Annotated in this window: 25 protein-coding genes and 1 tRNA gene; 21 read left to right on the top strand and 5 right to left on the bottom strand. The window is 70.9% G+C overall.

Going from position 1 to position 26,337, the window contains the following annotated elements; all coding sequences use genetic code 11:
* A partial coding sequence (locus tag HNR14_RS20615; protein ID WP_179702459.1) for a hypothetical protein occupies positions 1-251 on the bottom strand: 251 nt, incomplete at its 3' end.
* Between the two features lie 127 nt (positions 252-378).
* On the opposite strand from HNR14_RS20615, the gene HNR14_RS20610 reads away from it, so the two are divergent.
* A complete protein-coding gene (locus HNR14_RS20610; RefSeq protein ID WP_179702457.1) occupies positions 379-1,050 on the top strand; it encodes a TetR/AcrR family transcriptional regulator in 672 nt (223 codons plus the stop codon).
* A 35-nt stretch (positions 1,051-1,085) separates the two neighbouring features.
* Entirely contained in the window at positions 1,086-1,955 is an 870-nt protein-coding gene (locus tag HNR14_RS20605) for an SGNH/GDSL hydrolase family protein (protein WP_179702456.1), read from the top strand.
* Between the two features lie 22 nt (positions 1,956-1,977).
* Here HNR14_RS20605 and HNR14_RS20600 read toward each other — a convergent pair whose 3' ends face one another.
* On the bottom strand, positions 1,978-2,778 hold the full coding sequence (locus HNR14_RS20600; RefSeq protein ID WP_425485045.1) for a sugar phosphate isomerase/epimerase family protein: 801 nt from the start codon (positions 2,776-2,778) through the stop codon (positions 1,978-1,980).
* A gap of 222 nt (positions 2,779-3,000) precedes the next feature.
* Here HNR14_RS20600 and otsA point away from each other — a divergent pair, with 222 nt between their 5' ends.
* From otsA to HNR14_RS20565, 7 genes are all read left to right on the top strand, one after another.
* On the top strand, positions 3,001-4,446 hold the full coding sequence (gene otsA / locus HNR14_RS20595) for an alpha,alpha-trehalose-phosphate synthase (UDP-forming) (RefSeq protein WP_343064557.1): 1,446 nt from the start codon (positions 3,001-3,003) through the stop codon (positions 4,444-4,446).
* A gap of 43 nt (positions 4,447-4,489) precedes the next feature.
* A complete protein-coding gene (gene otsB / locus HNR14_RS20590) occupies positions 4,490-5,299 on the top strand; it encodes a trehalose-phosphatase (RefSeq protein WP_179702454.1) in 810 nt (269 codons plus the stop codon).
* 74 nt (positions 5,300-5,373) lie between these two features.
* Complete coding sequence (ilvD, locus tag HNR14_RS20585; protein WP_179702452.1) at positions 5,374-7,068, top strand: dihydroxy-acid dehydratase; 1,695 nt, start codon at positions 5,374-5,376, stop codon at positions 7,066-7,068.
* Between the two features lie 53 nt (positions 7,069-7,121).
* Entirely contained in the window at positions 7,122-8,930 is a 1,809-nt protein-coding gene (locus HNR14_RS20580) for an acetolactate synthase large subunit (protein ID WP_179702450.1), read from the top strand.
* Between the two features lie 5 nt (positions 8,931-8,935).
* A complete protein-coding gene (ilvN, locus tag HNR14_RS20575) occupies positions 8,936-9,448 on the top strand; it encodes an acetolactate synthase small subunit (RefSeq protein ID WP_021762446.1) in 513 nt (170 codons plus the stop codon).
* Between the two features lie 72 nt (positions 9,449-9,520).
* Positions 9,521-10,549, top strand: coding sequence for a ketol-acid reductoisomerase (gene ilvC / locus HNR14_RS20570; RefSeq protein WP_021762445.1), 1,029 nt, complete (start codon positions 9,521-9,523; stop codon positions 10,547-10,549).
* 113 nt (positions 10,550-10,662) lie between these two features.
* On the top strand, positions 10,663-11,415 hold the full coding sequence (locus HNR14_RS20565) for a copper homeostasis protein CutC (protein ID WP_179702448.1): 753 nt from the start codon (positions 10,663-10,665) through the stop codon (positions 11,413-11,415).
* Between the two features lie 10 nt (positions 11,416-11,425).
* On the opposite strand, the gene HNR14_RS20560 is transcribed toward HNR14_RS20565, so the two are convergent.
* Positions 11,426-11,815: a DoxX family protein gene (locus tag HNR14_RS20560; RefSeq protein ID WP_343064556.1), complete on the bottom strand. Its 390-nt coding sequence runs from the start codon at positions 11,813-11,815 to the stop codon at positions 11,426-11,428.
* Between the two features lie 140 nt (positions 11,816-11,955).
* Between HNR14_RS20560 and serA the strand changes: the two genes are divergently transcribed.
* The 3 genes from serA (at position 11,956) to HNR14_RS20545 (ending at position 15,333) form a co-directional block, all read left to right on the top strand.
* Complete coding sequence (gene serA, locus HNR14_RS20555; RefSeq protein ID WP_179702446.1) at positions 11,956-13,548, top strand: phosphoglycerate dehydrogenase; 1,593 nt, start codon at positions 11,956-11,958, stop codon at positions 13,546-13,548.
* 134 nt (positions 13,549-13,682) lie between these two features.
* On the top strand, positions 13,683-14,048 hold the full coding sequence (locus HNR14_RS20550) for a YciI family protein (RefSeq protein WP_179702445.1): 366 nt from the start codon (positions 13,683-13,685) through the stop codon (positions 14,046-14,048).
* A 34-nt stretch (positions 14,049-14,082) separates the two neighbouring features.
* Positions 14,083-15,333 (top strand): sigma-70 family RNA polymerase sigma factor, encoded by a 1,251-nt coding sequence (locus HNR14_RS20545; protein WP_179702443.1) that lies wholly within the window; start codon positions 14,083-14,085, stop codon positions 15,331-15,333.
* 18 nt (positions 15,334-15,351) lie between these two features.
* Here the strand turns inward: HNR14_RS20545 and HNR14_RS21255 are convergent, their stop codons facing one another.
* Complete coding sequence (locus tag HNR14_RS21255; RefSeq protein WP_021763160.1) at positions 15,352-15,903, bottom strand: TetR/AcrR family transcriptional regulator; 552 nt, start codon at positions 15,901-15,903, stop codon at positions 15,352-15,354.
* A 60-nt stretch (positions 15,904-15,963) separates the two neighbouring features.
* Between HNR14_RS21255 and HNR14_RS20535 the strand changes: the two genes are divergently transcribed.
* From HNR14_RS20535 to HNR14_RS20525, 3 genes are all read left to right on the top strand, one after another.
* Entirely contained in the window at positions 15,964-17,496 is a 1,533-nt protein-coding gene (locus HNR14_RS20535) for an MFS transporter (protein WP_179702441.1), read from the top strand.
* A 73-nt stretch (positions 17,497-17,569) separates the two neighbouring features.
* Complete coding sequence (locus HNR14_RS20530) at positions 17,570-18,625, top strand: 3-isopropylmalate dehydrogenase (protein ID WP_179702440.1); 1,056 nt, start codon at positions 17,570-17,572, stop codon at positions 18,623-18,625.
* A gap of 38 nt (positions 18,626-18,663) precedes the next feature.
* Positions 18,664-19,797, top strand: a complete 1,134-nt coding sequence (locus tag HNR14_RS20525; RefSeq protein ID WP_179702439.1) for a branched-chain amino acid aminotransferase — start codon at positions 18,664-18,666, stop codon at positions 19,795-19,797.
* 133 nt (positions 19,798-19,930) lie between these two features.
* Here HNR14_RS20525 and HNR14_RS20520 read toward each other — a convergent pair whose 3' ends face one another.
* On the bottom strand, positions 19,931-20,971 hold the full coding sequence (locus HNR14_RS20520; RefSeq protein WP_179702438.1) for an aminotransferase class V-fold PLP-dependent enzyme: 1,041 nt from the start codon (positions 20,969-20,971) through the stop codon (positions 19,931-19,933).
* An 81-nt stretch (positions 20,972-21,052) separates the two neighbouring features.
* On the opposite strand from HNR14_RS20520, the gene HNR14_RS20515 reads away from it, so the two are divergent.
* The 6 genes from HNR14_RS20515 to HNR14_RS20490 all read left to right on the top strand — a co-directional run bounded on the left by HNR14_RS20515 (position 21,053) and on the right by HNR14_RS20490 (position 26,271).
* Positions 21,053-21,997 (top strand): LysR family transcriptional regulator, encoded by a 945-nt coding sequence (locus HNR14_RS20515; RefSeq protein ID WP_179702437.1) that lies wholly within the window; start codon positions 21,053-21,055, stop codon positions 21,995-21,997.
* Entirely contained in the window at positions 21,994-22,863 is an 870-nt protein-coding gene (locus HNR14_RS20510) for a ketopantoate reductase family protein (protein WP_179702436.1), read from the top strand. Before HNR14_RS20515 ends, HNR14_RS20510 begins: the two co-directional genes overlap by 4 nt.
* Position 22,864: 1 nt before the next feature.
* Positions 22,865-23,632: a fumarylacetoacetate hydrolase family protein gene (locus HNR14_RS20505; RefSeq protein ID WP_179702435.1), complete on the top strand. Its 768-nt coding sequence runs from the start codon at positions 22,865-22,867 to the stop codon at positions 23,630-23,632.
* 28 nt (positions 23,633-23,660) lie between these two features.
* On the top strand, positions 23,661-25,178 hold the full coding sequence (gene gltX / locus HNR14_RS20500) for a glutamate--tRNA ligase (protein WP_179702434.1): 1,518 nt from the start codon (positions 23,661-23,663) through the stop codon (positions 25,176-25,178).
* Positions 25,179-25,187: 9 nt separating this feature from the next.
* Positions 25,188-26,141 (top strand): FAD-dependent oxidoreductase, encoded by a 954-nt coding sequence (locus tag HNR14_RS20495; RefSeq protein ID WP_179702433.1) that lies wholly within the window; start codon positions 25,188-25,190, stop codon positions 26,139-26,141.
* A gap of 58 nt (positions 26,142-26,199) precedes the next feature.
* Positions 26,200-26,271 (top strand) — tRNA-Gln (locus HNR14_RS20490).
* The last annotated feature ends 66 nt before the right edge of the window (positions 26,272-26,337 follow it).

Genomic DNA, 26,337 nt, shown 5'->3' with positions numbered 1-26,337 from the left:
TCGACGGTCTCGCCGTCGGGCGCGACCACCACGATCTGCGCGCTCGTGCCGCTGACCTGCGGGAACGTGCGGCTCAGCGTGTCGAGCGCCTCCTGGGATTCGGTGCCCGGGATGCTGAAGGTGTTGTCGGTGCCCTGGTTGAAGGCGACGGCGCCGCCGGCGAGCAGCACCAGCACCAGCAGCCAGAGCGAGACGACCAGCTTGCGGGCGCGGAAGGCCCAGCGGCCGATCGAATACAGGAGTGAGGACACACGTTCTCCAGCGGTGAAGTGACCAGCAGCGTCACGGAATGAAGGGATTCGATACACTGTTGTATCCGATGCTCGACTGTATCGGATACACTCGTGTATCTGGAACTCGACTCAGGAAGGTTTCAGCTTGGACAGCACAGCTCTCAGAGACGGGCGCGACGACGCTCCCGCGGAGTCCGCGCGCCGGAAGCGGACCCGGGCCCGGCTGCTCGACGCCGCGTTCGACGTCTTCGCCGAGCAGGGCGTCCGCGCCGCCAGCGTCGAGACGATTGCGGAGGCCGCCGGCTTCACCCGCGGCGCGTTCTACTCGAACTTCTCCACCAAGGAGGAGCTCTTCTTCGCCCTGATGGAGCGCGAGAAGGAGATGCGGCTCGAGCAGCTCGGCCAGGGACTCGCCCAGCACCTCGCCCCGCTCGTGGAGTCGGGCATCACCGAGATCGACGATGCGCAGGTCATCGACATCGTGACCAAGATCCTCGAGCTGCAGTCGGATGACCGGCGCTGGTGGCTGGTGCAGTCCGAGTTCCAGCTGCTCGCGCTGCGCGACGCCACGATCGCCGGCGGCTACCTCGCGTTCCAGGACGGGTTCTACCGCGACCTGACCGAGATCGTGATCACCGCCCTGGCGAGCGCGCACCGGCGGTTCACGATCGACCCGGCCGAGGCCGTGCGCGTGATCGCCGAGCTCTGCGCCAGCGGCGAGGCGCACGCTCTGCTCGCGGGCGACGAGCGCAAATTCGCCGAGCGCCTGTCGGAGAGCGTGCCCGCCGTGCTGCTGGCCCTCACCGAGCGGGTCTGACCGAACACCAAGGCATCTTCGCTACGCTCGATCAGATGCGACGCAGAGCACTCCCGATCGCGCTCGCCGGCGCACTGGCCGCCGCGGTGCTGACCCTGGTCGCCGCCTGCGCAGGGCCGGCCGACACGCCCGCGGCCTCGCCCCGTGCCGCCGCGACGGCGACGCCCTCCGCGACCCCGGACCCGTTCCCGCGCCGGCCGCTCACGACGAGCACCCGCTACGTCGCCCTCGGTGACTCGTTCGCCGCGGGCATGGGCGGCGGCGGCGAGACCGGCAAGTGCCGCTCGAGCAGCGCGAGCTACCCCTCCGTCTTCACGCGCGAGTCCGGCGTCGACCTCATCGTCAACGCGGCCTGCTCTGGAGCCACGACCTCCGACCTCCTGCGCAAGCAGCTCATCTCCCTGGACGACCGCACCGACCTCGTGACGGTCAGCATCGGCGGCAACGACCTGGGCGTCGCGGCGATCGCCGCCGACTGCGCCGCGGGCAAGGCGGCCTCCTGCCGGAGCCAGCTCACGTCCGCGCTCTCGCTGCTCAACGTCCTGCCCGAGCGCCTCGCGACCGTGTACGACGCGATCGTCCAGGCGGCGCCGAACGCGCGCATCGTCGTGACGGGCTACGCCCTGATGTACGACGCCTCCGACCCGAACGCCAAGGACTTCGGGATGGCCGCCGCGATCAACGCGGCGACCATCGGGCTCAACCAGGTGATCGACGATGCCGTGGACGCCGAGCGGGCCAAAGGCGCGCCGATGACCTATGTCGGCGTGGACTTCGCCGGGCACGCGATCGGCGACGCGAAGCCGTGGGTGCACACCAGCGGGGTCGACGCGTTCCATCCGACGGCCGCGGGGTACGCGGAGTACGCCCGCCAGCTCGTCCGCCGTCTCGGCACCGCGGGCTGAGGCCCGGGGGCGCCAGACGGCGTCAGGAGGCCGCGGCTCGGCTGTGCTCGCGCGCGAACTCCAGGGTCTCGCGCAGCAGCGCGAGCCGCTCCGTCCGGTTGCGCGCCTTGCGGGTGTTCACCTCGGCGACCACCGACCCCGTCCAGCCGGAGCCGGCGAGCATCCGCAGGACCTCCGCCACCGGCTGCGTCCCACGACCGGGGACGAGGTGCTCGTCGAAGACCCGCGCGTCATCCGGCGTGCCCGAGCCGTCGCACAGGTGCACGTGGTGCAGGCGCCCGCCCAGTTCCTCCGCCAGCCGCAGGCCGTCGATGCCGCTGAGGGCGGCGTGCGAGAAGTCCAGGGTCACCTTGTCGCAGTCCATGCCGAGCGGATTCCAGCCGGGGGAGTAGGCCGCCATCGAGCGGCCGCCGACCTTCCAGGGGAACATGTTCTCGACCGCGACGATCACGCCGGACCGCTCGGCCGTCTGCCGCACGATGTCGAGGAAGCCCTCGGCGTATCCCGACTGCCAGCGGAAGGGCGGGTGCACCACGACGGTGTCCGCGCCCAGCTCGGCGGCCAGGGCGGCCGAGCGCTCCAGCTTGACCTGCGGGTCGCGCCCCCAGACGAAGTGCGTCAGCAGCAGCACCGGAGCGTGGATGCTGAGCACGGGGATCCCGTACCTCTCGACGAGGGCGCGCAGGGGCGCGGCCGACTGCGTCGCGTCGTCGCGCGAGACCATGACCTCGACGCCGTCGTACCCCAGTTCGGCGGCGGTGCGGAACGCCTCCTCGAGCCCGAGCGGGTAGACGCAGGTCGTTCCCATGCCGATGCGCATCACAGGCGCACTCTAACCCCGGGCACTGAACGACGCGTGTCCTACCGCCGAACGGCCGCCCCGTCCAGGGCCCGGACGCGCGGAAGCGACGCTGGTACTGTGGCGAGAACCACCCCCATCGACATCTGAGGGAGAGGATCCACCATCTCAGCGCAACCCGATACCGCCACCACGACCGAGACCTACGACGTCGTCATCGTCTCGAACCGCCTTCCCGTCGACCGCGTGGTCGACGACGCGGGCGAAGCCGACTGGCGCCCGTCGCCCGGCGGACTGGTGGCGGCGCTGGAGCCGGTCATGCGCTCGCAGGACGGCGTCTGGATCGGCTGGGCCGGCGTCTCCGGCGAGGAGATCGAGCCCTTCGAGGCCGACGGCATCAGCATCATCCCCGTCCCGCTGAGCGAGCAGGAGCTGCAGGAGTACTACGAGGGCTTCTCGAACGACACCCTGTGGCCGCTCTACCACGACGTGATCGCACAGCCGACGTTCCACCGGGAGTGGTGGGACAGCTACGTGAAGGTGAACAAGAGGTTCGCGGATGCGGCCGCCAAAGCCTCCTCGCATGGCGCGGTGGTGTGGGTGCACGACTACCAGCTGCAGCTCGTCCCGGCGATGCTGCGCGAGCTGCGCCCCGACCTCGTCATCGGCTTCTTCAACCACATCCCGTTCCCGCCGTACGGCATCTACTCCCAGCTGCCCTGGCGACGCCAGATCATCGACGGCCTCCTCGGCGCCGACGTCATCGGCTTCCAGCGCGTGGCCGACGCGGGCAACTTCTCCCGTGCCGTCCGTCGCCTCCGCGGCTACGAGACCCGCGGCCCCATCATCGAGGTCCCGATCGACAGCGACGATCCCGACGCCGGCTCGCACCGCCACGTGACGACCAACCGTCACGGCGGTCTGGCGCGCACCGTGCTCGCCCGCGCGTTCCCGATCTCCATCGACACCGAGAAGTACCAGGAGCTCGCGCGCCGCCCCGACATCCAGGCACGTGCACAGGAGATCCGCGAGGAGCTCGGCAACCCGCAGACGATCATGCTCGGCGTCGACCGCCTCGACTACACGAAGGGCATCGGCCACCGCCTCAAGGCGTTCGGCGAGCTGCTGCGCGACGGCGCGCTCTCGGCCGAGGACGTCACCCTCGTCCAGGTCGCGAGCCCCAGCCGCGAGCGCGTCGAGACCTACCGGCAGTTGCGCGACGAGATCGAACTGACCGTCGGGCGCATCAACGGCGACTACTCGACCCTCGGCCACAGCGCGATCGCCTACCTGCACCACGGCTATCCCCGGGAGGAGATGGTCGCCCTCTACCTCGCGGCCGACGTCATGCTCGTCACGGCCCTGCGCGACGGGATGAACCTGGTCGCCAAGGAGTACGTCGCCTCCCGCGTCGACGACGACGGCGTGCTCATCCTGAGCGAGTTCGCCGGAGCCTCCGACGAGCTGCGGCAGGCGCTCCTGATCAACCCGCACGACATCGAGGGGCTGAAGGAGTCGATCCTCCAGGCCATCGCGATGCCGAAGCGCGACCGCACCCGGCGGATGCGCGCCCTGCGCAAGAAGGTGGTGACGAACGACGTCGCGCGCTGGTCCGCCTCCTTCCTGGACGCCCTCACGCGCGCCGCGCACGGCGACCACCCGCTGCAGAACCCGCTGGTGAACCGGCGCTGAGCGTCCGCCTCCGCCGTCCTCCCGCCCCGATCCGGAAAGCCGCATGACCGAAACGCCGTCCGTCCCGTCCGATTCCGCCCTCGCTCTCACCGCCGCCATCCGGCGACTGGCGGACACCGATCGCCTGCTGCTGGCGCTCGACTTCGACGGCACACTCGCGCCGTTCGTCGACGTGCCGCGCGGCGCCCGTGCGCTGCCGGAGGCGAAGGCCGCCCTCGACCGGCTCGAGAAGCTGCCGCGCACCTGGGTCGCCTATGTGTCGGGGCGGCCGCTCGCCAGCCTGGAGACCGTGACGGAGGCGGACGAAGACGCTCTGCTGATCGGCTCGCACGGCGTGGAGATCCGGTTCGGCCGCGACGGCGTCTCGCTCGACCTCGACGACGACGAGCGCGCCACCCTCGAGCGACTGGGGGAGGCGCTGCAGGAGCTGGTGGACGCGTTCCCCGGCACGAAGCTCGAGGTGAAGCCGGTCGGCTTCGGCGTGCACTACCGCACGGTGGAGGGCGACCGCGGCGAGGAGGTCGTGCGCCGCGCCTACGAGGTCGCCGGCGCGGTGAGCGACGCCCTGACCGTGCGCGACGGCAAGGACATCATCGAGTTCTCCGTGCGCGAGGCGAACAAGGGGGACGGCATCGAGCGGCTGCGGGAGTACACGCACGCGACGGCGGTGCTGTTCGCGGGCGACGACGTCACCGACGAGGACGGCCTGCGCGTCCTCCGGCCGCAGGAGGGCGACATGGGCGTGAAGGTCGGCCCCGGCGACACCGCGGCGCAGTACCGGGTGGCGGACGAACGGGCCGTCGCGACCCTGCTCACGCTGCTCGCGGAGGCGCGCGCGTCCTCCACAGCCTGAGCCGCCGGCCCGGCTCTCCACCGATCCCGCGGCGCATGGTCGGAGGGGCATGCGAGACGTTCTAGAGTTGTCCCATGCCAGAGATCGATTGGAAGCCGCGCTCGCGCGTCGTCACCGACGGAATCGAAGCCACGACGAGCCGGGGCATGCTCCGGGCCGTCGGCATGGGTGACGCCGACTGGGAGAAGCCACAGATCGGCATCGCCAGCTCGTGGAACGAGATCACCCCCTGCAACCTGTCGCTCGACCGGCTCGCGCAGGGCGCCAAGGAAGGCGTCCACTCGGGCGGCGGGTACCCGCTGCAGTTCGGCACCATCTCCGTCTCCGACGGCATCTCGATGGGCCACGAGGGCATGCACTTCTCGCTCGTGTCCCGCGAGGTCATCGCCGACTCGGTCGAGACCGTCATGATGGCCGAGCGCCTCGACGGCACCGTGCTCCTCGCCGGCTGCGACAAGTCGCTCCCCGGCATGCTGATGGCGGCGGCCAGGCTCGACCTCTCCGCCGTGTTCCTCTACGCCGGCTCGATCGCCCCCGGGTGGGTCAAGCTGTCGGACGGCACCGAGAAGGACGTCACGATCATCGACTCCTTCGAGGCCGTCGGCGCCTGCAAGGCGGGCAAGATGAGCGAAGAGGACCTCAAGCGCATCGAGTGCGCCATCGCCCCGGGCGAGGGCGCCTGCGGCGGCATGTACACCGCCAACACCATGGCCTCGGTCGCCGAGGCCCTCGGCATGAGCCTCCCGGGCTCCGCCGCTCCGCCGTCGGCCGACCGCCGCCGGGACTACTTCGCGCACCGCTCGGGCGAGGCCGTCGTCAACCTGCTCAAGCTCGGCATCACCGCCCGCGACATCCTCACCAAGGAGGCGTTCGAGAACGCGATCGCGGTGGCCATGGCGTTCGGCGGCTCGACCAACGTCGTGCTCCACCTGCTCGCCATCGCTCGCGAGGCCGAGGTCGACCTCACGATCGACGACTTCAACCGCATCGGCGACAAGGTGCCGCACATCGGCGACCTGAAGCCCTTCGGCAAGTACGTCATGAACGACGTCGACCGCCACGGCGGCGTCCCCGTCGTCATGAAGGCCCTGCTCGACGCCGGCCTGCTGCACGGCGAGTGCCTCACCGTGACCGGCAAGACCGTCGCCGAGAACCTCGCCGAGATCAACCCGCCCGCACCGGACGGCGAGGTCATGCGCACCCTCGACAACCCCATCCACGCCACCGGCGGCATCACGATCCTCAAGGGATCGCTCGCACCCGAGGGTGCGGTCGTGAAGACCGCGGGCTTCGACGCCCAGGTCTTCGAGGGCCCCGCGCGCGTGTTCGAGCGGGAGCGCGCCGCGATGGACGCCCTCACCGAGGGCCGCATCAACGCGGGCGACGTGGTCATCATCCGCTACGAGGGGCCCAAGGGCGGCCCGGGCATGCGCGAGATGCTCGCCATCACCGCGGCCATCAAGGGCGCGGGCCTCGGCAAGGATGTACTACTATTGACGGACGGACGATTCTCAGGCGGCACAACCGGCCTGTGCATCGGCCACATAGCACCCGAAGCGGTGGACGCAGGTCCCATCGCCTTCGTGCGCGATGGTGATCTGATACGGGTCGATATCGCGGCTCGCTCCCTCGACCTACTTGTCGACGAGTCAGAGCTGACCGCCCGCCGTGACGGCTGGGCTCCTCTTCCTCCGCGCTATACCCGTGGCGTTCTCGCGAAGTACTCCAAGCTCGTGCGCTCTGCAGCAGAAGGCGCGGTCACGGGGTAGCTCTTCGCTCTCCAGCAGTATCAACCGTTTCGTACGTAAGGGACCGATAAGGCATGTCCTCGGATGCAACCCCCAACTCCGTGTTGCCCTCCGCGGCGCCTGGCAAGGCGTCGCCCGAACAACTGACCGGATCGCAGTCGGTCGTCCGCACCCTCGAGCTCCTCGGCGTCACCGACGTCTTCGGGCTCCCGGGCGGGGCGATCCTGCCGATCTACGACGCGATCGTGGACTCGTCCAAGATCCGCCACATCCTCGTCCGCCACGAGCAGGGCGGCGGCCACGCGGCCGAGGGCTACGCGTCGGCGTCCAACAAGGTCGGCGTCGCCATGGCGACCTCCGGCCCGGGCGCGACGAACCTCGTCACCGCGATCATGGACGCGCACATGGACTCCGTGCCCGTCGTGTTCATCACCGGCCAGGTGTTCTCCACCCTCATGGGGACGGACGCCTTCCAGGAGGCGGACATCGTCGGCATCACGATGCCGATCACCAAGCACTCCTTCCTGGTGAAGCGCGTGGAGGACATCCCCGCCACGATCGCCGCGGCGTACCACATCGCCGGGACCGGCCGTCCCGGTCCGGTGCTCGTCGACATCACCAAGGACGCGCAGCAGAACACCGCGCCGTTCGTGTGGCCGCCCAAGGTGGACCTGCCGGGCTACCGGCCGATCACCAAGGCGCACGGCAAGCAGATCCTCGCCGCGGCCCAGCTGCTCGTCGAGAGCAAGAAGCCGGTCCTCTACGTGGGCGGCGGCGTCATCCGCTCGCGCGCGTCGCAGGAGCTGCTCGAGCTCGCCGAGGCGATCGGCGCGCCGGTCGTCACCACGCTGATGGCGCGCGGCGCCTTCCCGGACTCCCACCAGCAGCACCTCGGCATGCCGGGGATGCACGGCACGGTCCCGGCCGTGCTGGCGCTCCAGGAGTCGGACCTCATCGTGTCGCTCGGCGCGCGGTTCGACGACCGCGTCACCGGCAACACCTCCCTCTTCGCGCCCAACGCGAAAATCGTGCACGTCGACGTCGACCCCGCCGAGATCTCGAAGATCCGCGTCGCCGACGTCCCCATCGTCGGCGATGCCAAGGACGTCATCGTCGATCTGACCGCCGCGTTCCAGGACGCGTCCGCGTCGTCCGGTGCGCCGGACCTCGTCGAGTGGTGGACCTACCTGAACGGGCTCCGCGAGGAGTTCCCGCTCGGGTACAGCGAGACGAGCGACGGCCTCCTGGCCCCGCAGTACGTGATCAAGCGCATCGGCGAGTTGACCGGACCGGAGGCGATCTACACCGCCGGCGTCGGCCAGCACCAGATGTGGGCCGCGCAGTTCATCAAGTACGAGCGTCCCAACTCGTGGCTCAACTCCGGCGGCGCCGGCACCATGGGCTACTCGGTGCCCGCGGCGATGGGCGCCAAGGTGGCCCAGCCCGACCGCGTGGTGTGGGCGATCGACGGCGACGGCTGCTTCCAGATGACCAATCAGGAGCTCGCCACCTCGACGCTGAACGACATCCCGATCAAGGTCGCGATCATCAACAACTCGTCGCTCGGCATGGTGCGGCAGTGGCAGACGCTCTTCTACGACGGCCGCTACTCGAACACCGACCTCAACACCGGGCACGACACCGTGCGCGTCCCGGACTTCGTGAAGCTGGCCGAGGCGTACGGCGCCCTCGGTATCCGCGTCACGAAGGAGGAAGAGGTGGACGCCGCGATCACGCTCGCCCTGGAGACGAACGACCGCCCGGTCGTCATCGACTTCGTCGTGAGCGCCGACGCCATGGTGTGGCCGATGGTGCCGCAGGGCGTCAGCAACAGCTACGTCCAGTACGCCCGCGACCACAGCCCCGCCTTCGGAGAGGAGTGACCCCAGTGAGTACGACACACGTCCTGAGCCTCCTCGTGGAGGACAAGCCCGGCCTGCTGACCCGCGTCGCGGGCCTGTTCGCCCGGCGCGGCTTCAACATCCACTCGCTCGCGGTGGGCACCAGCGAGGTCGAAGGGCTCTCGCGCATCACCGTGGTCGTCGACGTCGAGGGCCTGCCGCTCGAGCAGGTCACCAAGCAGCTCAACAAGCTGATCAACGTCATCAAGATCGTGGAGCTGGACCCGGCCCAGTCGGTCCAGCGCGAGCACCTGCTCATTAAGGTGCGCGTCGACAACTCCACCCGCTCCCAGGTGCTGGAGGCGGTCAACCTGTTCCGGGCCCGCGTCGTCGACGTGGCCACGGACGCGCTCGTGATCGAGGTCACGGGCGACTCCGGCAAGACCCAGGCGCTGCTCAAGGTGCTCGAGCCCTACGGGATCAAAGAGATGGCCCAGTCGGGCCTGCTCGCGATCGGTCGCGGCTCCAAGTCGATCACCGAGCGCGTCTTCAAGAACTGACCCGCCCTCCCGGCGGCACCAGCAGTCAGAACTCAGAGTTAGTCAGAACCACCTACGAAGGAGAATCCACCAGTGGCTGAGATCTATTACGACAACGACGCGGACCTCTCGATCATCCAGAGCAAGAAGGTCGCCGTCATCGGCTACGGCTCGCAGGGTCACGCGCACGCGCAGAACCTCCGCGACTCGGGCGTCGAGGTCGTCATCGGCCTGAAGGACGGCTCGAAGTCGAAGCCGAAGGCCGAGGAGGCGGGCTTCCGCGTCCTCAGCGCCGCCGAGGCCGCCAAGTGGGCCGACGTCGTCGTCATCCTCGCCCCCGACCAGGTGCAGCGCCACCTCTACGCCGAGGACATCCAGCCGAACATCGAAGAGGGCAACGCGCTCGTCTTCGGTCACGGCTTCAACATCCGCTTCGGCTACATCGAGGCGCCCGAGGGCGTCGACGTGATCATGGTCGCCCCGAAGGGTCCGGGCCACACCGTGCGCCGCGAGTACGAGGCCGGCCGCGGCGTGCCCGTGATCGTCGCCGTCGAGAAGGACGCGACCGGCAATGCCTGGCCGCTCGTCCTCAGCTACGCCAAGGGCATCGGCGGCCTGCGCGCCGGCGGCATCAAGACCACCTTCACCGAGGAGACCGAGACCGACCTGTTCGGCGAGCAGGCCGTGCTCTGCGGCGGCGTCTCGCAGCTCGTCCAGTACGGCTTCGAGACCCTGACCGAGGCCGGCTACCAGCCGCAGGTGGCCTACTTCGAGGTGCTGCACGAGCTCAAGCTCATCGTGGACCTGATGTGGGAGGGCGGCATCGCCAAGCAGCGCTGGAGCGTCTCCGACACCGCCGAGTACGGCGACTACGTCTCGGGCCCGCGCGTCATCGACCCGCACGTCAAGGAGAACATGCAGGCCGTGCTCGCGGACATCCAGTCCGGTGCCTTCGCCGAGCGCTTCATCGCGGACCAGGACGCCGGCGCGCCGGAGTTCCTCGCCCTGCGCAAGAAGGGCGAGCAGCACCCGATCGAGGCCACCGGCCGCGAGCTGCGCAAGCTCTTCGCGTGGAACGCCTCGAACGACGACGACTACGTGGACGGCGAGGTCGCGCGCTGATCCAGCGCACGACCGCTGCCGTCTGACGGCACGCTAGCCTGAGGGGTGCCACGCTCCTCCCGTTCCGACGGGATGAGAGCGCGGCACCCCTTCGTCGTCGAGAGGAACCGCCCATGCCCCGTCCGGCCGTCGAGATCGCCGTGCAGGATGTGCCCGGCGTGCGCATCGCCCTCGCCGAGGGGGCCGACAGGATCGAGCTCTGCTCCGCGCTCGGGCTCGGCGGGCTGACGCCGTCGGCGGGACTATTGCGCGCCGCCGTCGAGGCGGCGGAGGCCGCCTCCCGACCTGGTTTCGTGCACGTGCTCGTCCGCCCGCGAGGCGGCGGTTTCGTCTACGACGAGGACGAGCTCGCGACCACCGTCGCCGACATCCGGTTCGCCCGCGAGACCGGCGCCGCCGGCGTCGTGATCGGAGCGCTGGACGACAACGGCCGGATCGACCTCGCCGCCGTCGAGCGCTTCGTCGCCGCAGCCGACGGACTGGCCGTCACCTTCCACCGGGCTCTGGACATCGTGACCGACCCGGCCGCCGCGCTGGACGCGCTGGCCGACCGCGGGGTGACCCGCGTGCTGACCTCGGGCAGCGCCTCCCGCAGCATCGACGGCGTGGATGTGCTCGCCTCCCTCGCCGAGCGCGCCGCCGGACGCATCCAGGTGATGGCGGGCGGGGGAGTGGGCGTGGAGGACATCCCGGCGCTCACCGCCGCCGGTGTCGACGCCGTGCACCTGTCGGCGCGCGATTCGGTGCAGGGGGCACCCAGCGGGCCGGGAGGCGGGGACGCCGCCTACGACATCACCGACCCGTCGGTGGTGCGGGCCGCGGTGGCGGCCGCCCGGGCCGCGGCCGGCCAGGCCGCGGGCGCCTAGACCGCGACCGTCAGAGCGCGCAGACCACGCAGAGCGCGATCAGCAGCAGCTGCAGCAGCGCGCGCGGGATGAGCGGCGTGCCGAACGCGCCGAACTTCTGCGGGTGTCGCGCGGCGTAGGCGTTCGCCGGGAACACCGCGATCAGGAACACGATCAGGCACACCGCCGCGGCAACGCGCGTCGCCGGGATCAGCAGGCCGACGCCTCCCGCCAGCTCGCAGACCCCCGTGAACGCGACGAGCACCGGAGGGGCCAGCACGCCGGTGCCGCGCAGGCCCGGCGGGATCATCGCCGCCATCCCGCGCGCCGGTCCCGGCACGAAGTGCAGGGCGCCCATCACGACGAAGACGAGGGCCAGGGCCACTCTGATCACCAGCTGCACGATCTCGAAGACGGTCACCGCCCCATCCTCTCCCGACCAGGCGTAACGCGGCGAAAGCACGCCCCGCGCGCCCGCTAGAGTTAAGCCGGACCCGCGCCCCGCCGACAGTGGCGCTCTTCTTTCCCAAGCCAGCCCTGCATCTCGAAGGAATCTGCCACGTGACAAAGCCGGTCGTCCTGATCGCCGAAGAACTCTCGCCCGCCACCGTCGACGCCCTGGGGCCCGACTTCGAGATCCGCAACGTCGACGGCACCGACCGTCCGGCTCTCCTGACCGCCGTGGCCGACGCCGACGCGATCCTGGTCCGCTCCGCCACCAAGGTCGACGCCGAGGTCATCGCGGCCGCGCCGAAGCTCAAGGTCGTCGCGCGCGCCGGAGTCGGCCTCGACAACGTCGACATCAAGACGGCCACCACGGCCGGCGTCATGGTCGTGAACGCACCGACCTCCAACATCATCTCCGCCGCGGAGCTCACCGTCGGCCACATCCTGAGCCTCGCCCGCCACATCCCGGCGGCGCACAGCGCGCTCGCGCAGGGGCAGTGGAAGCGCTCGAAGTACACGGGTGTCGAGCTCTACGAGAAGACCATCGGCATCATCGGCCTCGGCCGCATCGGCGCCCTGATCACCGCCCGCCTGCAGGCCTTCGGCACCAAGGTGATCGCGTACGACCCGTACGTCACCTCGGCCCGCGCCCAGCAGCTCGGCGTGCAGCTGGTGACGCTCGACGAGCTCCTCGCCGAGGCGGACTTCATCACCATCCACATGCCGAAGACGCCCGAGACGACCGGCATGATCAGCGACGACCAGCTCGCGCTGATGAAGGACACCGCGTACATCGTGAACGTCGCCCGCGGCGGCCTGATCGACGAGGACGCCCTCTACCGCGCCCTGACCTCCGGTGTGATCGCCGGCGCCGGCCTCGACGTGTTCGTCAGCGAGCCGCCGACGGACTCGCCCCTCCTCGCGCTCGAGAACGTCATCGTCACCCCGCACCTCGGCGCGTCGACCGACGAGGCACAGGAGAAGGCCGGCGTCTCCGTCGCGCGCTCGGTGCGTCTCGCCCTCTCGGGCGAGCTCGTCCCCGACGCGGTCAACGTCGCCGGCGGCGTCATCGACCCGTACGTGCGGCCCGGCATCCCGCTGGTGGAGAAGCTCGGCCAGGTCTTCTCGGGTCTCGCGCACAGTCCGCTGACCAGCATCGACGTCGAGGTGCGCGGCGAGCTCGTCGACTACGACGTCAGCGTGCTGAAGCTCGCGGCGCTGAAGGGCATCTTCACCAACATCGTGAGCGAGACCGTCTCGTACGTGAACGCGCCGCTCCTCGCCGACCAGCGCGGCATCGAGGTGCGCCTCATCACGGACTCGGTGAGCGAGGAGTACCGCAACCTGATCACGCTGCGCGGCGCGCTCAGCGACGGCTCGCAGGTCTCGGTCTCCGGCACGCTCACCGGCACGAAGCAGATCGAGAAGATCGTCGAGATCAACGGCTACGACGTCGAGGTGCCGGTCGCCCAGCACCTCATCGTCATGGTCTACGACGATCGCCCCGGCATCGTGGCCGTCTACGGCCGCGAGTTCGGCGAGTCGTCCATCAACATCGCCGGCATGCAGATCGCCCGCACCTCGGCCGGCGGCAAGGCGCTCAGCGTCCTGACCGTCGACTCGCGCGTGCCGGAGGGTCTGCTCGAGAAGGTGCGCGTCGCGATCGACGCCGACCTCATGCAGGAGATCGACATCACGGAGTCCTGATCGATCCCGATCGACCGTACGACAGCCCGCCGGAGAAGTTTTTCCGGCGGGCTGTCGATTTCCGCGGTTGACTGACGTCGTACTGGTGTTCGCATCGGAAGAGCGCACCGGCGCTCGAGACGTAAGGAGACATCATGGCCGAGGAGTATGTCCTGCTCATCAAGGAGCCCAACTGGGACCCGGCGGCGATGACCGCGGAGGAGTGGGAGGCCGGGATGGCCGGCCACCGCGCGTTCCAGGAGGCGGTGGAGGCGGCGGGGGAGAAGATCCTCGCGAGCAACGCCCTGCAGCCCGTGAGCGCCGCGACGAAGATCACCCCGCGCGCCGGCGAGGCGCCCCTGTTCACGGACGGCCCGTTCGGCGAGACCCGGGAGGTCGTCACCGGCTTCTACGGATTCACCGCGGCGAGCCCGGAGCAGGCGCGCGAGCTCGCGGCGCTGGTGCCGACCGAGGGCTGGGTGGAGCTCTACCCGGTGCTCGTCCTGGACCGCGTCAACTGATTGTGCCGGTGGTCGCGGCTTGTTTGAATGAGCTGTGACCACCGCCATCGAGCGCGCGTACCGCACCGAGGCGCCGCGCATCCTGGGCGCCGTCGCGCGATCCGTCGGCGACCTCCAGCTGGCGGAGGATGCGGTCCAGGAGGCGTTCGCGCGAGCCGTCGCGGAGGCCGCCGCCGGGCGCGAGCCGTCGAATCCCGCGGCGTGGATCACCACGGTCGCGCGCCGCATCGCCGTCGATCTGCGGCGCCGCGAGGCCACGGCGACACGTGCCCTCCCCGTGCTCGCCGCCGAGGAGGCGGGGCGGGAGGCCGCGGCGCACGCGGCGGAGGCCGACATGCTGACGGACGACGTGTTCAACGGGGACGAGCGGCTCGAGCTCATCCTGCTGGTGTGCCACCCCGAGGTGGCGGAGGAGACGCGGGTCGCGCTGGCGCTGCGGTTCGTGTGCGCGGTGCCGACGGCGCAGGTCGCCGAGGTGTTCCTGGTGCCGGAGCCGACGATGGCAGCGCGGCTGACGCGGGCGAAGAAGCGCATCCACGACTCGTGGCTGCGGTTCGCGGCCGACGATCCGGGCGACCTCGCCGCGCGGCTGCCCGACGCGCTGACGACGGTGTACCTGCTCTACACCGTCGGCCACGCCCGCGCCGACGGCCGGCTACGGACGGACGCGATCGAGCTCGCACGGGATGCGCGCCGCCTCCGCCCCGACGATCGGGAGGCGGCGGGGCTGCTCGCGCTCCTCCTCCTGACCGAGGCCCGTCAGACGACCCGGCTGTCCGAGGTCGACGAGTTCGTCACGCTCGCCGAGGCGGACCGCTCGCTCTGGAACCGCGCACTGCTCGACGAGGGCGAGCGGCTGGCCACGGCCGCGCTGGCCGACGACGCGGGGGAGCTGCCCGGCCGGTTCGCCCTGCAGGCCGCGATCGCCGGCCTCCACGGCATCGCGCCGACGTGGGCCGCGACCGACTGGCCGGCCATCGCCCGCCTGTACGACGGACTGGTGCGCGTGTGGCCGTCCACGGCCGCGCAGCTCGGCCGAGCCGTCGCGCGCGGGTACAGCCCGGACATCGGGCCGGAGGCGGCCGTCGCCGAACTGGATGCGCGGCCCGAGCTGTTCGAGGGCGTCGTCGCCGCGCAGGCCCTCGCCGTGCGGGCCGATCTGCTGCGCGCGGCGGGACGCCCGGAGCGAGCCGCAGCCGCCTACGCGCACGCGCTCGACGCGACGACCGACGAGCGGGTCAGACGCTTCCTCGCACGCCGTCTCGCCGAGCAGCAGGGCGCGTGAGTCCCGTCTCGGCCGGGATCACTCGGCGGGGTCGTCGGCGAGCCGCTTGACGAGCTCGATCACCCGGTCCAGGTCCGTCTCGCCGCGGAGCACCGCGTTCGTGTCCGGGAGCAGAGCGGTGTTGTAGTACATCCCGTCGCCGATGAGCATGATGATCCGGGCGACGAGGGGATCGCCCACCGAGGCCTCGAGGATGCCGAGCCAGGAGCGCTGCATCGAGGCGAGTGCATCCCGTGCCCGGCTGTCCGCGCTCTGCGCCAGCCGCGCGACGGCCACGATCGAGCGCTCGAGGTCGTTGTCGGTCGGGATGGAGGTGCGGATGAAGTAGTCGACCGGGCCTTCCGGCGCCGTGCGCATCCGCTCCAGGTCCGCCTCCACGTGGCCGCTCAGCCGGGCGAGGACGCCGTCGACCATCGCGTCCTTGGAGGCGAAGTGGTAGAGCAGGCCGCCCTTGGAGACCCCCGCGCGAGCCGCGACGGCGTCGAGGGTCGCCGCGCGTTCGCTCTGCTCGCCGAGCAGCTCCTCGAAGGCGTCGAGGATGCGGTCACGGGCGGAGGGGGTTTCGGCCATGCGGCAATGCTAGCCGCTCGGAGTTGATTACTGTACCGTCCAGACGGTACAGTAGATGCCATGTCCACGACGAACATCACCCTGCCCGCGCCCTCCGCCGCCCCGCGCGCCGGCGTGCGCGAATGGGTGGCGCTCGCCGTTCTGATGCTGCCGGTGCTCCTCGTCTCGGTCGACAACACCGTGCTGAGCTTCGCGCTGCCCTCCATATCCCAGGCCCTCGAGCCGAGCGGCACCGGGATGCTCTGGATCATCGACGCCTACCCGCTCGTGCTGGCGGGCCTCCTGGTCTCGATGGGCAGCCTCGGCGACCGCATCGGCCGCCGGAAGCTGCTGCTGATCGGCGCGACAGGCTTCGCCATCGTCTCCATCGGCGCCGCCTTCGCCCCGACCACCGAGCTGCTGATCGCCGCCCGCGCCAGCCTCGGCTTCTTCGGCGCGATGCTCATGCCCTCCACACTGTCCCTGCTCCGGAGCGTCTTCACCGACCGCGAGCAGCGCCGGCTGGCGATCGCGGTGTGGGCCTCCGGCTTCGCCGCCGGTTCGGCTCTCGGCCCGATCGTCGGCGGTGTGCTGCTCGAGCACTTGTGGTGGGGCTCCGTGTTCCTGCTGGCCGTGCCCGTGCTCATCCCGCTGCTGGTGCTGACCCCGCTGCTCGTCCGCGAGTCGCGCGACCCGAACCCGGGTCCCATCGACGTTCCCAGCATCCTGCTCTCGCTGCTGACCATGGCCCCGATCGTCTACGGCATCAAGACGCTCGCCTCGGACGGCTTCGCCTGGAGCGGTGTGCTCGCGATCGTGATCGGCGTCGTCGCGGGCTGGCTGTTCGTGCGCCGGCAGCTGCGGCGCCCGATCCCGATGCTCGACATGCGTCTCTTCGGGCGTGCGTCGTTCAGCGGGGCTGTGCTGATCAACCTGCTGAGTGTGGTGTCGCTGGTCGGCTACCTCTTCTTCGTCTCGCAGCACCTCCAGCTCGTCCTCGGGCTCAGCCCGATCGAATCGGGTCTGGTGCTCGTCCCCGGTCTCGCGACGATGATCGTCGCCGGTCTCGTCGTCGTGCCGATCGCGCGACGCGTTCGTCCGTCGATCGTCGTGCCCGTCGCCCTCACGATCTCGGCCGTCGGCTACCTCGTGATCGCCCTCTCGGGCGGGGACGCACAGACCGGGACGCTGATGCTGTCGTTCGTGCTGCTCGGGCTCGGGATCGGCGCGGCCGAGACCGTCTCGAACGAGCTCATCCTGACCAGCGCGCCCGCAGAGAAGGCCGGGGCGGCCTCCGCCGTCTCGGAGACGGCGTACGAGCTGGGCGCGGTGCTCGGCACGGCGACCCTCGGCACCATCCTCACCGCCTCCTACCGGACGGCGGTCGTGCTGCCCGACGGGCTGACGGCGGCGCAGGCGCACGCGGCGGGGGAGACCCTCGGCGGGGCGACCACCGTCGCCGGCCAGCTTCCAGCCGGCCTGGGGGAGCAGCTGCTCGCCTCGGCTCGCGCCGCCTTCGACTCGGGCGTCGGGCTGACGGCCGGGATCGGGGTCGGTCTGATGGTCGCCGCCGCGGTGCTCGCGGTCGTCTCGCTCCGCACGGTCCGCGGCTGACGGACGGCGTCGGGGAGCGCCGGCCGGCCGGTAATGTGGGGGTGTCCGCCCGCATCGACCACGCAGGAGTGCCATGTCCCAGACCGTCAAGCTCGCCGTCATCCCCGGAGACGGAATCGGCCCCGAGGTGATCGCCGAGGCGGTCAAGGTCCTGGATGCGGTCAGCGAGGCAAGCGGGCTCGCGTTCGAGAAGACCCACTTCTCGCTCGGTGCCGACCGCTACCTGGCGACGGGCGACGTGCTGACGGACGAGGACCTCGCGTCGATCTCGTCCCACGACGCGATCCTGCTCGGCGCCGTCGGCGGCAAGCCGGGCGACCCGCGACTGGCCGGCGCGAACATCGAGCGCGGTCTGCTGCTGAAGCTCCGCTTCTCGCTCGACCACTACGTGAACCTCCGCCCCACGACCCTGTTCCCCGGCATCGCCAGCCCGCTGGCGAACCCGGGCGAGGTCGACTTCGTCGTCGTCCGCGAGGGCACGGAGGGCCCGTACGTCGGCAACGGCGGCGCCATCCGCCAGGGCACGCCGCATGAGATCGCGAACGAGGTCTCCGTGAACACGGCGTACGGCGTCGAGCGCGTCGTCCGGTTCGCGTTCGAGCAGGCCGAACAGCGCCGCAAGAAGCTCACGCTGGTGCACAAGACCAACGTGCTCACCTTCGCCGGCGGGCTCTGGAAGCGGATCGTGGACGCGGTCGCCGCCGAGCACCCGTCGGTCGCGGTCGACTACCTGCACGTGGACGCCGCCACCATCTTCCTGGTCACCGACCCTGCTAGATTTGACGTGATCGTCACGGACAACCTCTTCGGCGACATCCTCACCGACCTCGCGGCCGCGATCAGCGGCGGCATCGGGCTGGCAGCGTCGGGCAACATCAACCCCGCCGGCGCATTCCCGAGCATGTTCGAACCGGTTCACGGATCGGCTCCGGACATCGCCGGCCAGCAGAAGGCCGACCCCACCGCCGCGATCCTCTCCGTCGCACTCCTGCTCCGCCACCTCGGCGCCCAGGAGCAGGCGACCCGCGTGGAGCAGGCGGTGTCCGCCGACCTGGCCTCCCGCAGCGGGGCGCAGCGCACGACCGCCGAGATCGGCGACGCGATCGCCGCCCGGGTGGCGCAGAATTAGATCACCGTGCTTCACCGCATGCAGCGCAAAGGACTCTCATGAACGCTTCCACCAGCATCACCCTCACCAGCGGCCCCACCGAGACCAGCGGTCTCCTCTGGCAGGTCACGCGCAATGAGGCCGCCCGCAGCGCGGCCGAGCGTGCGGAGATCCTCGCCGACCCGGGCTTCGGCAACTACTTCACGGACCACATGGTCGACATCTGCTGGTCGGCCAAGGGAGGCTGGCACCGGCCGCGCGTCTCGCCGTACGGCCCCATCCAGCTCGAGCCGTCGGCGGCCGTGCTGCACTACGCGCAGGAGATCTTCGAGGGACTGAAGGCGTACCGTCACGCCGACGGCTCGATCTGGACCTTCCGCCCGGAGGCCAACGCGGCCCGCATGCAGCGTTCCGCCTACCGCCTCGCGCTGCCCGAGCTGCCGGTCGAGCACTTCCTCGACTCGATCAAGCAGCTCGTCGCGGTGGACGGCGACTGGGTGCCGACCGCGCCAGAGACCAGCCTCTACCTGCGTCCGTTCATGTTCGCCAAGGAGGCGTTCCTCGGGGTGCGTCCGGCGAACAAGGTCGCGTACTACCTGATCGCGAGCCCCGCGGGCGCGTACTTCTCGGGCGGCGTCGCCCCCGTCTCCATCTGGCTCTCCGACCGCTGGTCCCGCGCGGGCCACGGCGGGACGGGTGCTGCGAAGACCGGCGGCAACTACGCCTCCAGCCTCCTGCCGCAGGCCGAGGCGGCCGAGCACGGCTGCGCCCAGGTGCTCTTCCTCGACTCGGTGGAGGGGAAGTACCTCGAGGAGCTCGGCGGCATGAACGTCGTGCTCGTCTACAAGGACGGCACCGTGGTGACGCCCGAGTCGGACAGCATCCTCGACGGCATCACGCTCGACTCGATCCTGCAGCTCGCCCGCGACCGCGGTCACACGGTGCAGCGCCGCAAGGTGACCATCGACGAGTGGCGCGACGGCGTGGAGAGCGGCGACATCGTCGAGGTCTTCGCCTGCGGCACGGCCGCGGTGATCACCCCGATCGGCGAGCTCAAGTCCGACACGTTCACGGTGGGCGACATCACCGCGCCTCCGGGAGAGCTGACGATGGCGCTGCGCCAGGAGCTCACCGACATCCAGTACGGCCGCGTGCGCGACCGCCACAACTGGATGACGCGCCTCGACGGCTGAGTCCGCCGTTACCGGAGGAGTCCTCGCCCGACACACCGGGCGATAGCAGGCAACGGAGGAGATCCCGCCCGAAACGGGCCGGATCTCCTCCGTTTGTGGGTGCGGGCGGCACCCGGGGACGGGATCTCCTCCGCTAGCGACGGCCGAGTGCGCGGAGCGCGGATCGCACGTCGTCCGGCGAGTTCCAGAGGTGGAAGGCGACGCGGGCGCGACCGGCGCGTCCCGACGCGCGGAGGCCGGCGGCGGTGAGCGCCGCGAGCGCAGCGCCCTCCGGGTCGGGCCACGTGACGATCGCGCGCCCCCGGGCGGCCAGTCCGAGGCCGTCGGCGAACGCGTCGCCCAGGCCGGTCGCGTGAGCATGCACGGCGTCGGCGTCCAGCTCGTCGAAGAGCGACAGCGCGGCCGCCGTGCCCGGCCAGACCGGCCAGGCGGGGGAGACGTCGAACCGGCGGGCGCTGGAGGCGGGGGCCGCGAGCGGGCCGTAGCACGAGCTCCACGGGTCCTCCCCGGCGAACCAGCCGGCCTGCACGGGGTTGAGGGCGTCGATCATCCTCCCGCCCACGGTGAGAAACGCCGACCCGCGGGGCGCGCAGAGCCACTTGTACGCGTGCGTCACAGTCGCGTCGAAGCGGGAGGCGTCGACCGGTAGCCAGCCGAGCGCCTGGGTGAGGTCGGCGAAGGTCCGTGTGCCCGTGCGTGCGCAGGCGTCGAGCAGCGCACCGGCGTCGGCGATCTCTCCCGTCGCGGACTGGACGAGCGAGAACGCCACGAGCCACGTGCGCTCGTCGACGGCATCCGCCAGCGCCTTGAGCGGCGCGGATCGTACGGACACGCCGCGATGGGCCTGTGCGTGGAACGGGGCGACCATCGAGGCGAAGTCCCCCTCCGCGCAGAGCACCGTGGCGCCGTCCGGCACCGACGCCGCCACCAGGGCCGCCAGCACAGAGACCTGCGAGCCGATCGCGACGGCCTCCACGGAGACGCCGGCGAGGCGGGCGAAGGACGTGCGGGCGCGTCGCACGGCGTCGTCGTAGTCGGCAGGCGTCGACGCTCCGGCCGCCCAGCGCTCCAGGTCGGCGCGTCCTGCTGCGACCGTCTCGTGGGTCGGCAGCCCCTGCGTGCAGGCGGCCAGATAACCGGAGCCGGCGGGGAAGTGGTTCTGGAGGGTGAGCATGAGTCCACGGTGGAGGATCACGATCCATCGCACCAGAGCAGGTATCGAATCGGAATCATCAGCTCTGCTTATGATTGCCGCATGCTCCCCGACGACCTCGACTCCCACAGCCTGCGTGTCGTGCGCGCGATCGCCGACGAAGGCTCGATCACGCGCGCGGCGGGCGCTCTCGGCTACAGCCAGCCCGCCATCAGCCAGCACCTGCGCCGGCTGGAGGCGCGCATCGGTCTGCCGGTCGTCGCCCGCGCCGGTCGCGGCGTGCGGCTGACGGAGGCGGGACGCGTGCTGGCCCGTCACGCGCTGACCGTCACGACCGCTCTGGACGCGGCGGCCGGCGAGCTCGACGACCTGCGGGGCCTCCGCACCGGGCGGGTGCGGCTGGCGGGGTTCCCGTCCGCCTCGTCCTCGATCGTCCCGCGCCTGCTCAGCACGATGGAGGCGACGCATCCCGGCGTCCGGATAACGTACCTGGAGGCGGAGCCTCCCGAGGCCGTCGCCGCCGTCCGCGCGCAGACCGCCGACCTGGCCATCACCTTCAGCTACCCGGGCGACCGGGTCGACCCGCACCGCGAGAGTGCGCGCGGCCTCGCCGTCGCGCCCCTCTGGCACGACGAGATGCTGGTCGCGCTGCCGGCCGGGCACCGGCTCGCAGCGAACGATCGGGTGGACCTCGCGGATCTCGCCGCCGAGGCCTGGATCGGCGGCTGCCCGCGCTGCCGCGGCCACCTCCTGGAGCTGGCGGCGGGGCGCGGCTATGAGCCGCGCATCGCCTACGAGACGGACAACTTCGTGGCCGTGCTGCGCATGGTGGCGGAGGGGATGGGTGTAGCCCTGCTCCCGGGACTCGCCGTCGGCTCGGCAGGGGTGCAGCCGGGTGTCGTGCTGCGCGCGACGGGCAATCGCGACCACCGCACGATCAACCTCGTCGGGGCCGCGGGGGCCGACGTCGTGCCGGCCATCGCGGCGACGGCGGAGGCGATCGCCGGACTCGCGGTCGAGGAGTGGCGGCTAGCATCGGTGGGATGAGCGACGACACGGTTTTCGCAGTGGTCGGCCCGGGCGCCGTCGGCGGCCTGCTGGCCTGGCTGCTGCATCGGGCAGGGCACGACGTCGTGGCTGTGGGTCGCCCGGCGACGGTGGAGGCGATCCGGGCGGACGGCATCGAGGTGCGCAGCGCGCAGTTCGGAGATGGCGTCGAGCGGGTCCCCGCCGACACGGTGGTGCCTGCGGGCGCGAGCGTGCTGCTGGCGACGAAGGCCTACGGGCTCGACGCCGTGCTGCCCGACATCGCGGCCTCCCGGCCCGTCGAGGTCGTCTCGTTCCTGAACGGCGTCGAGCACGTCGGTCCGCTGCGCGCGGCGCTCCCCGGAATCCCCGTGGCCGGCGCGTCCGTCGCGGTCTCCGCCCTGCGCCTGTCGCCGACGGTGATCGACCACCGCAGCCCGTTCGTCAACATCGAGGCGCCGGAGGCGGCGGCCGGTTTCGCCGCGGTGCGCGCGCTCGACGGCGCCGGCCCGCGCGTCCGCGCGCAGGGCACCGAACCCGAGGTGCTCTGGGCGAAGTTCCGGATGCTCGCCGGTCTCGCCCTGCTCACGTCGTACTGGCGTCAGCCGGCTGGAAGCGCCCTGAGCGAGGATCCCGAGCTCACGGAGGCCGTCGTCGCGGAGATCGCGGCCTGCTCGACCGCCGAGGGGGTGCCGGCGACGGCGCTCGACGTCATGCGGGTGCTTGGCAGCGTCCCAGGCGCGATGCGCACCTCCCTCCAGGAGGACCTCGCGGCCGGTGCGCCCAGCGAGCTCGACGCGATCGGCGGGGCGCTCCTGCGCATCGGCGAACGGCACGGCGTCCCGACGCCCGCCATCGCCCGCATCGTGGCGGCGCTAGGCTCGTAGGGTGAAGATCGCACGGTTCAGCCACGACGGCGCCATCGACTACGGGATCGTCGACGAGGACGCCCTCGTCGTCCTCGCCGGAGACCCCCTGTTCACCGGATTCGACACCACCGGGGAGCGCGTGCCGCTCGGCAAGGTCGGCGCTCTGCTCGCGCCGGTCATCCCGCGCTCCAAGGTGGTCGCGGTCGGCAAGAACTACCGGGAGCACGCCGCCGAGATGGGCGGCGAGGCGCCGGAGGAGCCGCTGCTGTTCCTCAAGCCGAACACCTCGGTGATCGGCCTGGGCGACGCCATCCTGCTGCCGCCGCAGTCGTCGCAGGTGGAGTACGAAGGCGAACTGGCCGTCGTGATCGGCACGATCGCCCGCAATGTGCCCGAGGCGAAGGCGCACGAGCACATCTTCGGCTACACCGTCGCCAACGACGTCACGGCCCGCGACTTGCAGAAGAAGGACGGGCAGTGGACGCGCGCGAAGGGCTTCGACACCTTCTGCCCGCTCGGCCCGGTGATCGAGACCGAGCTCGACCCGGAGGCGTTCCTGCGCACGCGGGTCAACGGCGAGCTCAAGCAGGAGGCGCGCCTGTCGGAGATGGTGCACGACATCCCGTCGATCATCGCCTACGCCTCCAGCGTGTTCACCCTGCTGCCGGGCGACGTCATCCTGACCGGGACCCCGGCCGGTGTGGGACCGCTGGTGGCCGGCGACACCGTCGAGGTGGAGGTCGAGGGCGTCGGTTCGCTCGTCAACCCCGTCCGCACCCCCAAATAAGACGCTCCCCGGTAGGATTGGGAGCGGTATGTCAGACAACGCTTCGCACCCCTTCTCCACGGCCACCGGCTCGGACGTCCGCGTCCGCTTCTGCCCGTCGCCGACCGGCACCCCGCACGTCGGGCTGATCCGCACCGCTCTGTTCAACTGGGCGTACGCGCGGCACACCGGCGGCAAGCTCATCTTCCGCATCGAGGACACCGACGCGGCTCGCGACAGCGAGGAGAGCTACGCGCAGATCATCGATGCCCTCACCTGGCTCAAGCTGGACTGGGACGAAGGCGTGAACGTCGGCGGCCCGCACGGGCCGTACCGGCAGTCGCAGCGCGGGGAGATCTACCGCGACCTGATCGAGCGCCTGGTCGCCTCCGGGCACATCTACGAGAGCTTCGCCACCGGCGAGGAGATCGAGGCGCGCAACGTCTCGCTCGGCCGCGACCCCAAGCTCGGCTACGACAACTTCGAGCGCGAGCTGACGGACGACCAGAAGGCCGCCTACCGCGCGGAGGGCCGCGAGCCCGCCCTGCGCCTGCGGGTGCCCGACGACGACCTCAGCTTCGACGATCTGGTGCGCGGCGAGATCACCTTCCCCGCCGGCTCCTTCAGCGACTTCGTCGTCGTGCGCCCGAACGGGCAGCCCCTCTACACGTTCGTGAACCCGGTGGACGACGCGCTCATGGGCGTGACGCACGTGCTCCGCGGGGAGGACCTCCTGTCGTCGACCCCGCGCCAGATCGCGCTCTACCACGCGCTGATCGACGCGGGAGTGACGACCTTCGTGCCGCGCTTCGGCCACCTCCCGTACGTGATGGGCGAGGGCAACAAGAAGCTCTCCAAGCGCGACCCCGAGTCGAACCTCTTCCACCACCGCGATCGCGGCTTCATCCCCGAGGGCCTCGTCAACTACCTGGCGCTGCTCGGTTGGTCCCTGAGTCACGAGCGCGACATCTTCTCGATCGACGAGATGGTCGCCGCGTTCGACGTCGCCGACGTGAACCCGAACCCGGCGCGTTTCGACCTCAAGAAGGCCGAGTCGATCAACGGCGACCACATCCGGCTGCTGGAGGTCGCCGACTTCGCCGAGCGCACCATCCCGTACCTCGTGGCCGCGGGCGTGCTGACCGAGCCGCTGACGGAGCGTCAGCGCGCCGTCCTCGCCGAGGCCGCGCCGCTCGTCCAGGAGCGCATGCAGCTGCTGGGCGAGGCGCCGGGGATGCTGGGCTTCCTGTTCACCGACACCGCCTCCCTGGTCGTCGAGGACGACGCGCGCGCCTCCCTGCCGGCCAACACCGGCGAGGTGCTCGCGGCCTCCCTCGGCGCCCTCGAGGACATCCCCATGGCCGAGTGGACGCACGACGCCATCGAGAGCGCGCTGCGCGACGCCCTGATCGAGACCATGGGACTCAAGCCGCGCGTCGCCTTCGGGCCGCTGCGCGTCGCCGTCTCGGGTCGCCGGGTGTCGCCTCCCCTGTTCGAGTCCATGGAGATCCTGGGCAAGGCCGACACGATCGCGCGGCTCGACCGGCTCTCGGCGTCCCTGGTCTGAGGGGGAGCGGTGCCGGACCAGAGCGTGCCCGACTCCGTCGAGGTCGTCGTCGTCGGCGGGGGACCCGCCGGCCTGTCGACCGCCCTCAACCTGGCCCGCGCCCGGCGCCGGGTGCTCGTCGTCGACGGCAACCGGCCACGGCACGCGGCGACGCTGATCGCGCGCGGGTTCCTGACCAGGGACGGCGTGCCTCCGCTGGAGCTTCGCCGCCTCGGCCGTGAGGAGGTCGACGCGTACGACAACGCGCAGGTCGTCTTCGCGCAGGTCGGCTCGGTGGAGGTGGAGGGCACCGGCTTCCGTGTCCGCGCCCGCGGCGTGCGCGGGGGGGCGGACGTCGACGTGCTCGCGGACACGCTCGTGCTCGCTACGGGCGTCACCGAGACCATGCCCGCGATCCCGAGCATCCGCGCCTACTACGGCACCCAGCTGCACAGCTGCGTCGAGTGCGACGGCTTCGAGAAGGCCGACGAGCCGCTCGCGCTCATCGGCGAGTCCGCGGACCTCGCGGAGCGCGCCCTGCTCCTCACGCAGTGGACCGACGACCTCATCGTCTTCACCAACGGGGTCGCGCCCGTGAGCGCCGACGAGGAGCGCGCCCTGGCCAGCCTGGGAGTCGGGGTCGAGCGGCGCCCGATCGACGATCTGGTGGGCGACAAGGGGGTCATGACCGGCGTGCGCCTGACCGATGGGACCGTCGTCGAGCGTGCGGGAGGCTTCGTGCGGCCCGCGTGGGCGCCGGCCCTCGACTTCGTGGACGGTCTCGACCTCGACCGCGACGGGGACGGTTACCTCGTGACCGATCGGCAGGGCCGCACGTCCCTGCCGGGCGTGTACGCAGCGGGGGAGACGACCGCTCCCGGGCCGCAGCAGCTCATCGTCGCGGCAGGCTCCGGGGCGGTCGTCGCCTCGGCGGTGAACCGCGATCTGATCGGCATGCAGGTCGACGAGCGCGCCGTTTTGTAGTTCGTCGCGCGCGTAGGCTAGAGTTGTTTCTCGTGCCCGGGTCTAGGCCCGAAGCCCTTGGGGTATGGTGTAATTGGCAACACGGCGGTTTCTGGTACCGTTGTTCTTGGTTCGAGTCCAGGTACCCCAGCAAATCAAGCTCCGGTTCATCCGGGGCTTTTTTGCTGTCCGGAGTGACAGGTGCCCCCTTCGAAAT

The sequence above is a fragment of the Leifsonia naganoensis genome (assembly GCF_013410615.1).
Taxonomy (GTDB): domain Bacteria; phylum Actinomycetota; class Actinomycetes; order Actinomycetales; family Microbacteriaceae; genus Leifsonia; species Leifsonia aquatica.
Note: the sequence above shows the minus strand (reverse complement) of the source record. Positions and strands in the feature narration are given on the sequence as shown.

What these genes read in the sequence shown, in the direction of transcription:
- ilvD (WP_179702452.1), top strand. Translation starts at nt 5,374, where the DNA reads ATGCCAGAGATCGATTGGAAGCCGCGCTCGCGCGTCGTCACCGACGGA.
- HNR14_RS20510 (WP_179702436.1), top strand. Translation starts at nt 21,994, where the DNA reads ATGAGCGACGACACGGTTTTCGCAGTGGTCGGCCCGGGCGCCGTCGGC.
- gltX (WP_179702434.1), top strand. Translation starts at nt 23,661, where the DNA reads ATGTCAGACAACGCTTCGCACCCCTTCTCCACGGCCACCGGCTCGGAC.
- HNR14_RS20515 (WP_179702437.1), top strand. Translation starts at nt 21,053, where the DNA reads ATGCTCCCCGACGACCTCGACTCCCACAGCCTGCGTGTCGTGCGCGCG.
- HNR14_RS20580 (WP_179702450.1), top strand. Translation starts at nt 7,122, where the DNA reads ATGTCCTCGGATGCAACCCCCAACTCCGTGTTGCCCTCCGCGGCGCCT.
- HNR14_RS20550 (WP_179702445.1), top strand. Translation starts at nt 13,683, where the DNA reads ATGGCCGAGGAGTATGTCCTGCTCATCAAGGAGCCCAACTGGGACCCG.
- HNR14_RS20530 (WP_179702440.1), top strand. Translation starts at nt 17,570, where the DNA reads ATGTCCCAGACCGTCAAGCTCGCCGTCATCCCCGGAGACGGAATCGGC.
- HNR14_RS21255 (WP_021763160.1), bottom strand. Translation starts at nt 15,903, where the DNA reads ATGGCCGAAACCCCCTCCGCCCGTGACCGCATCCTCGACGCCTTCGAG.
- HNR14_RS20605 (WP_179702456.1), top strand. Translation starts at nt 1,086, where the DNA reads ATGCGACGCAGAGCACTCCCGATCGCGCTCGCCGGCGCACTGGCCGCC.
- HNR14_RS20535 (WP_179702441.1), top strand. Translation starts at nt 15,964, where the DNA reads ATGTCCACGACGAACATCACCCTGCCCGCGCCCTCCGCCGCCCCGCGC.
- otsB (WP_179702454.1), top strand. Translation starts at nt 4,490, where the DNA reads ATGACCGAAACGCCGTCCGTCCCGTCCGATTCCGCCCTCGCTCTCACC.
- HNR14_RS20525 (WP_179702439.1), top strand. Translation starts at nt 18,664, where the DNA reads ATGAACGCTTCCACCAGCATCACCCTCACCAGCGGCCCCACCGAGACC.
- HNR14_RS20565 (WP_179702448.1), top strand. Translation starts at nt 10,663, where the DNA reads ATGCCCCGTCCGGCCGTCGAGATCGCCGTGCAGGATGTGCCCGGCGTG.
- HNR14_RS20520 (WP_179702438.1), bottom strand. Translation starts at nt 20,971, where the DNA reads ATGCTCACCCTCCAGAACCACTTCCCCGCCGGCTCCGGTTATCTGGCC.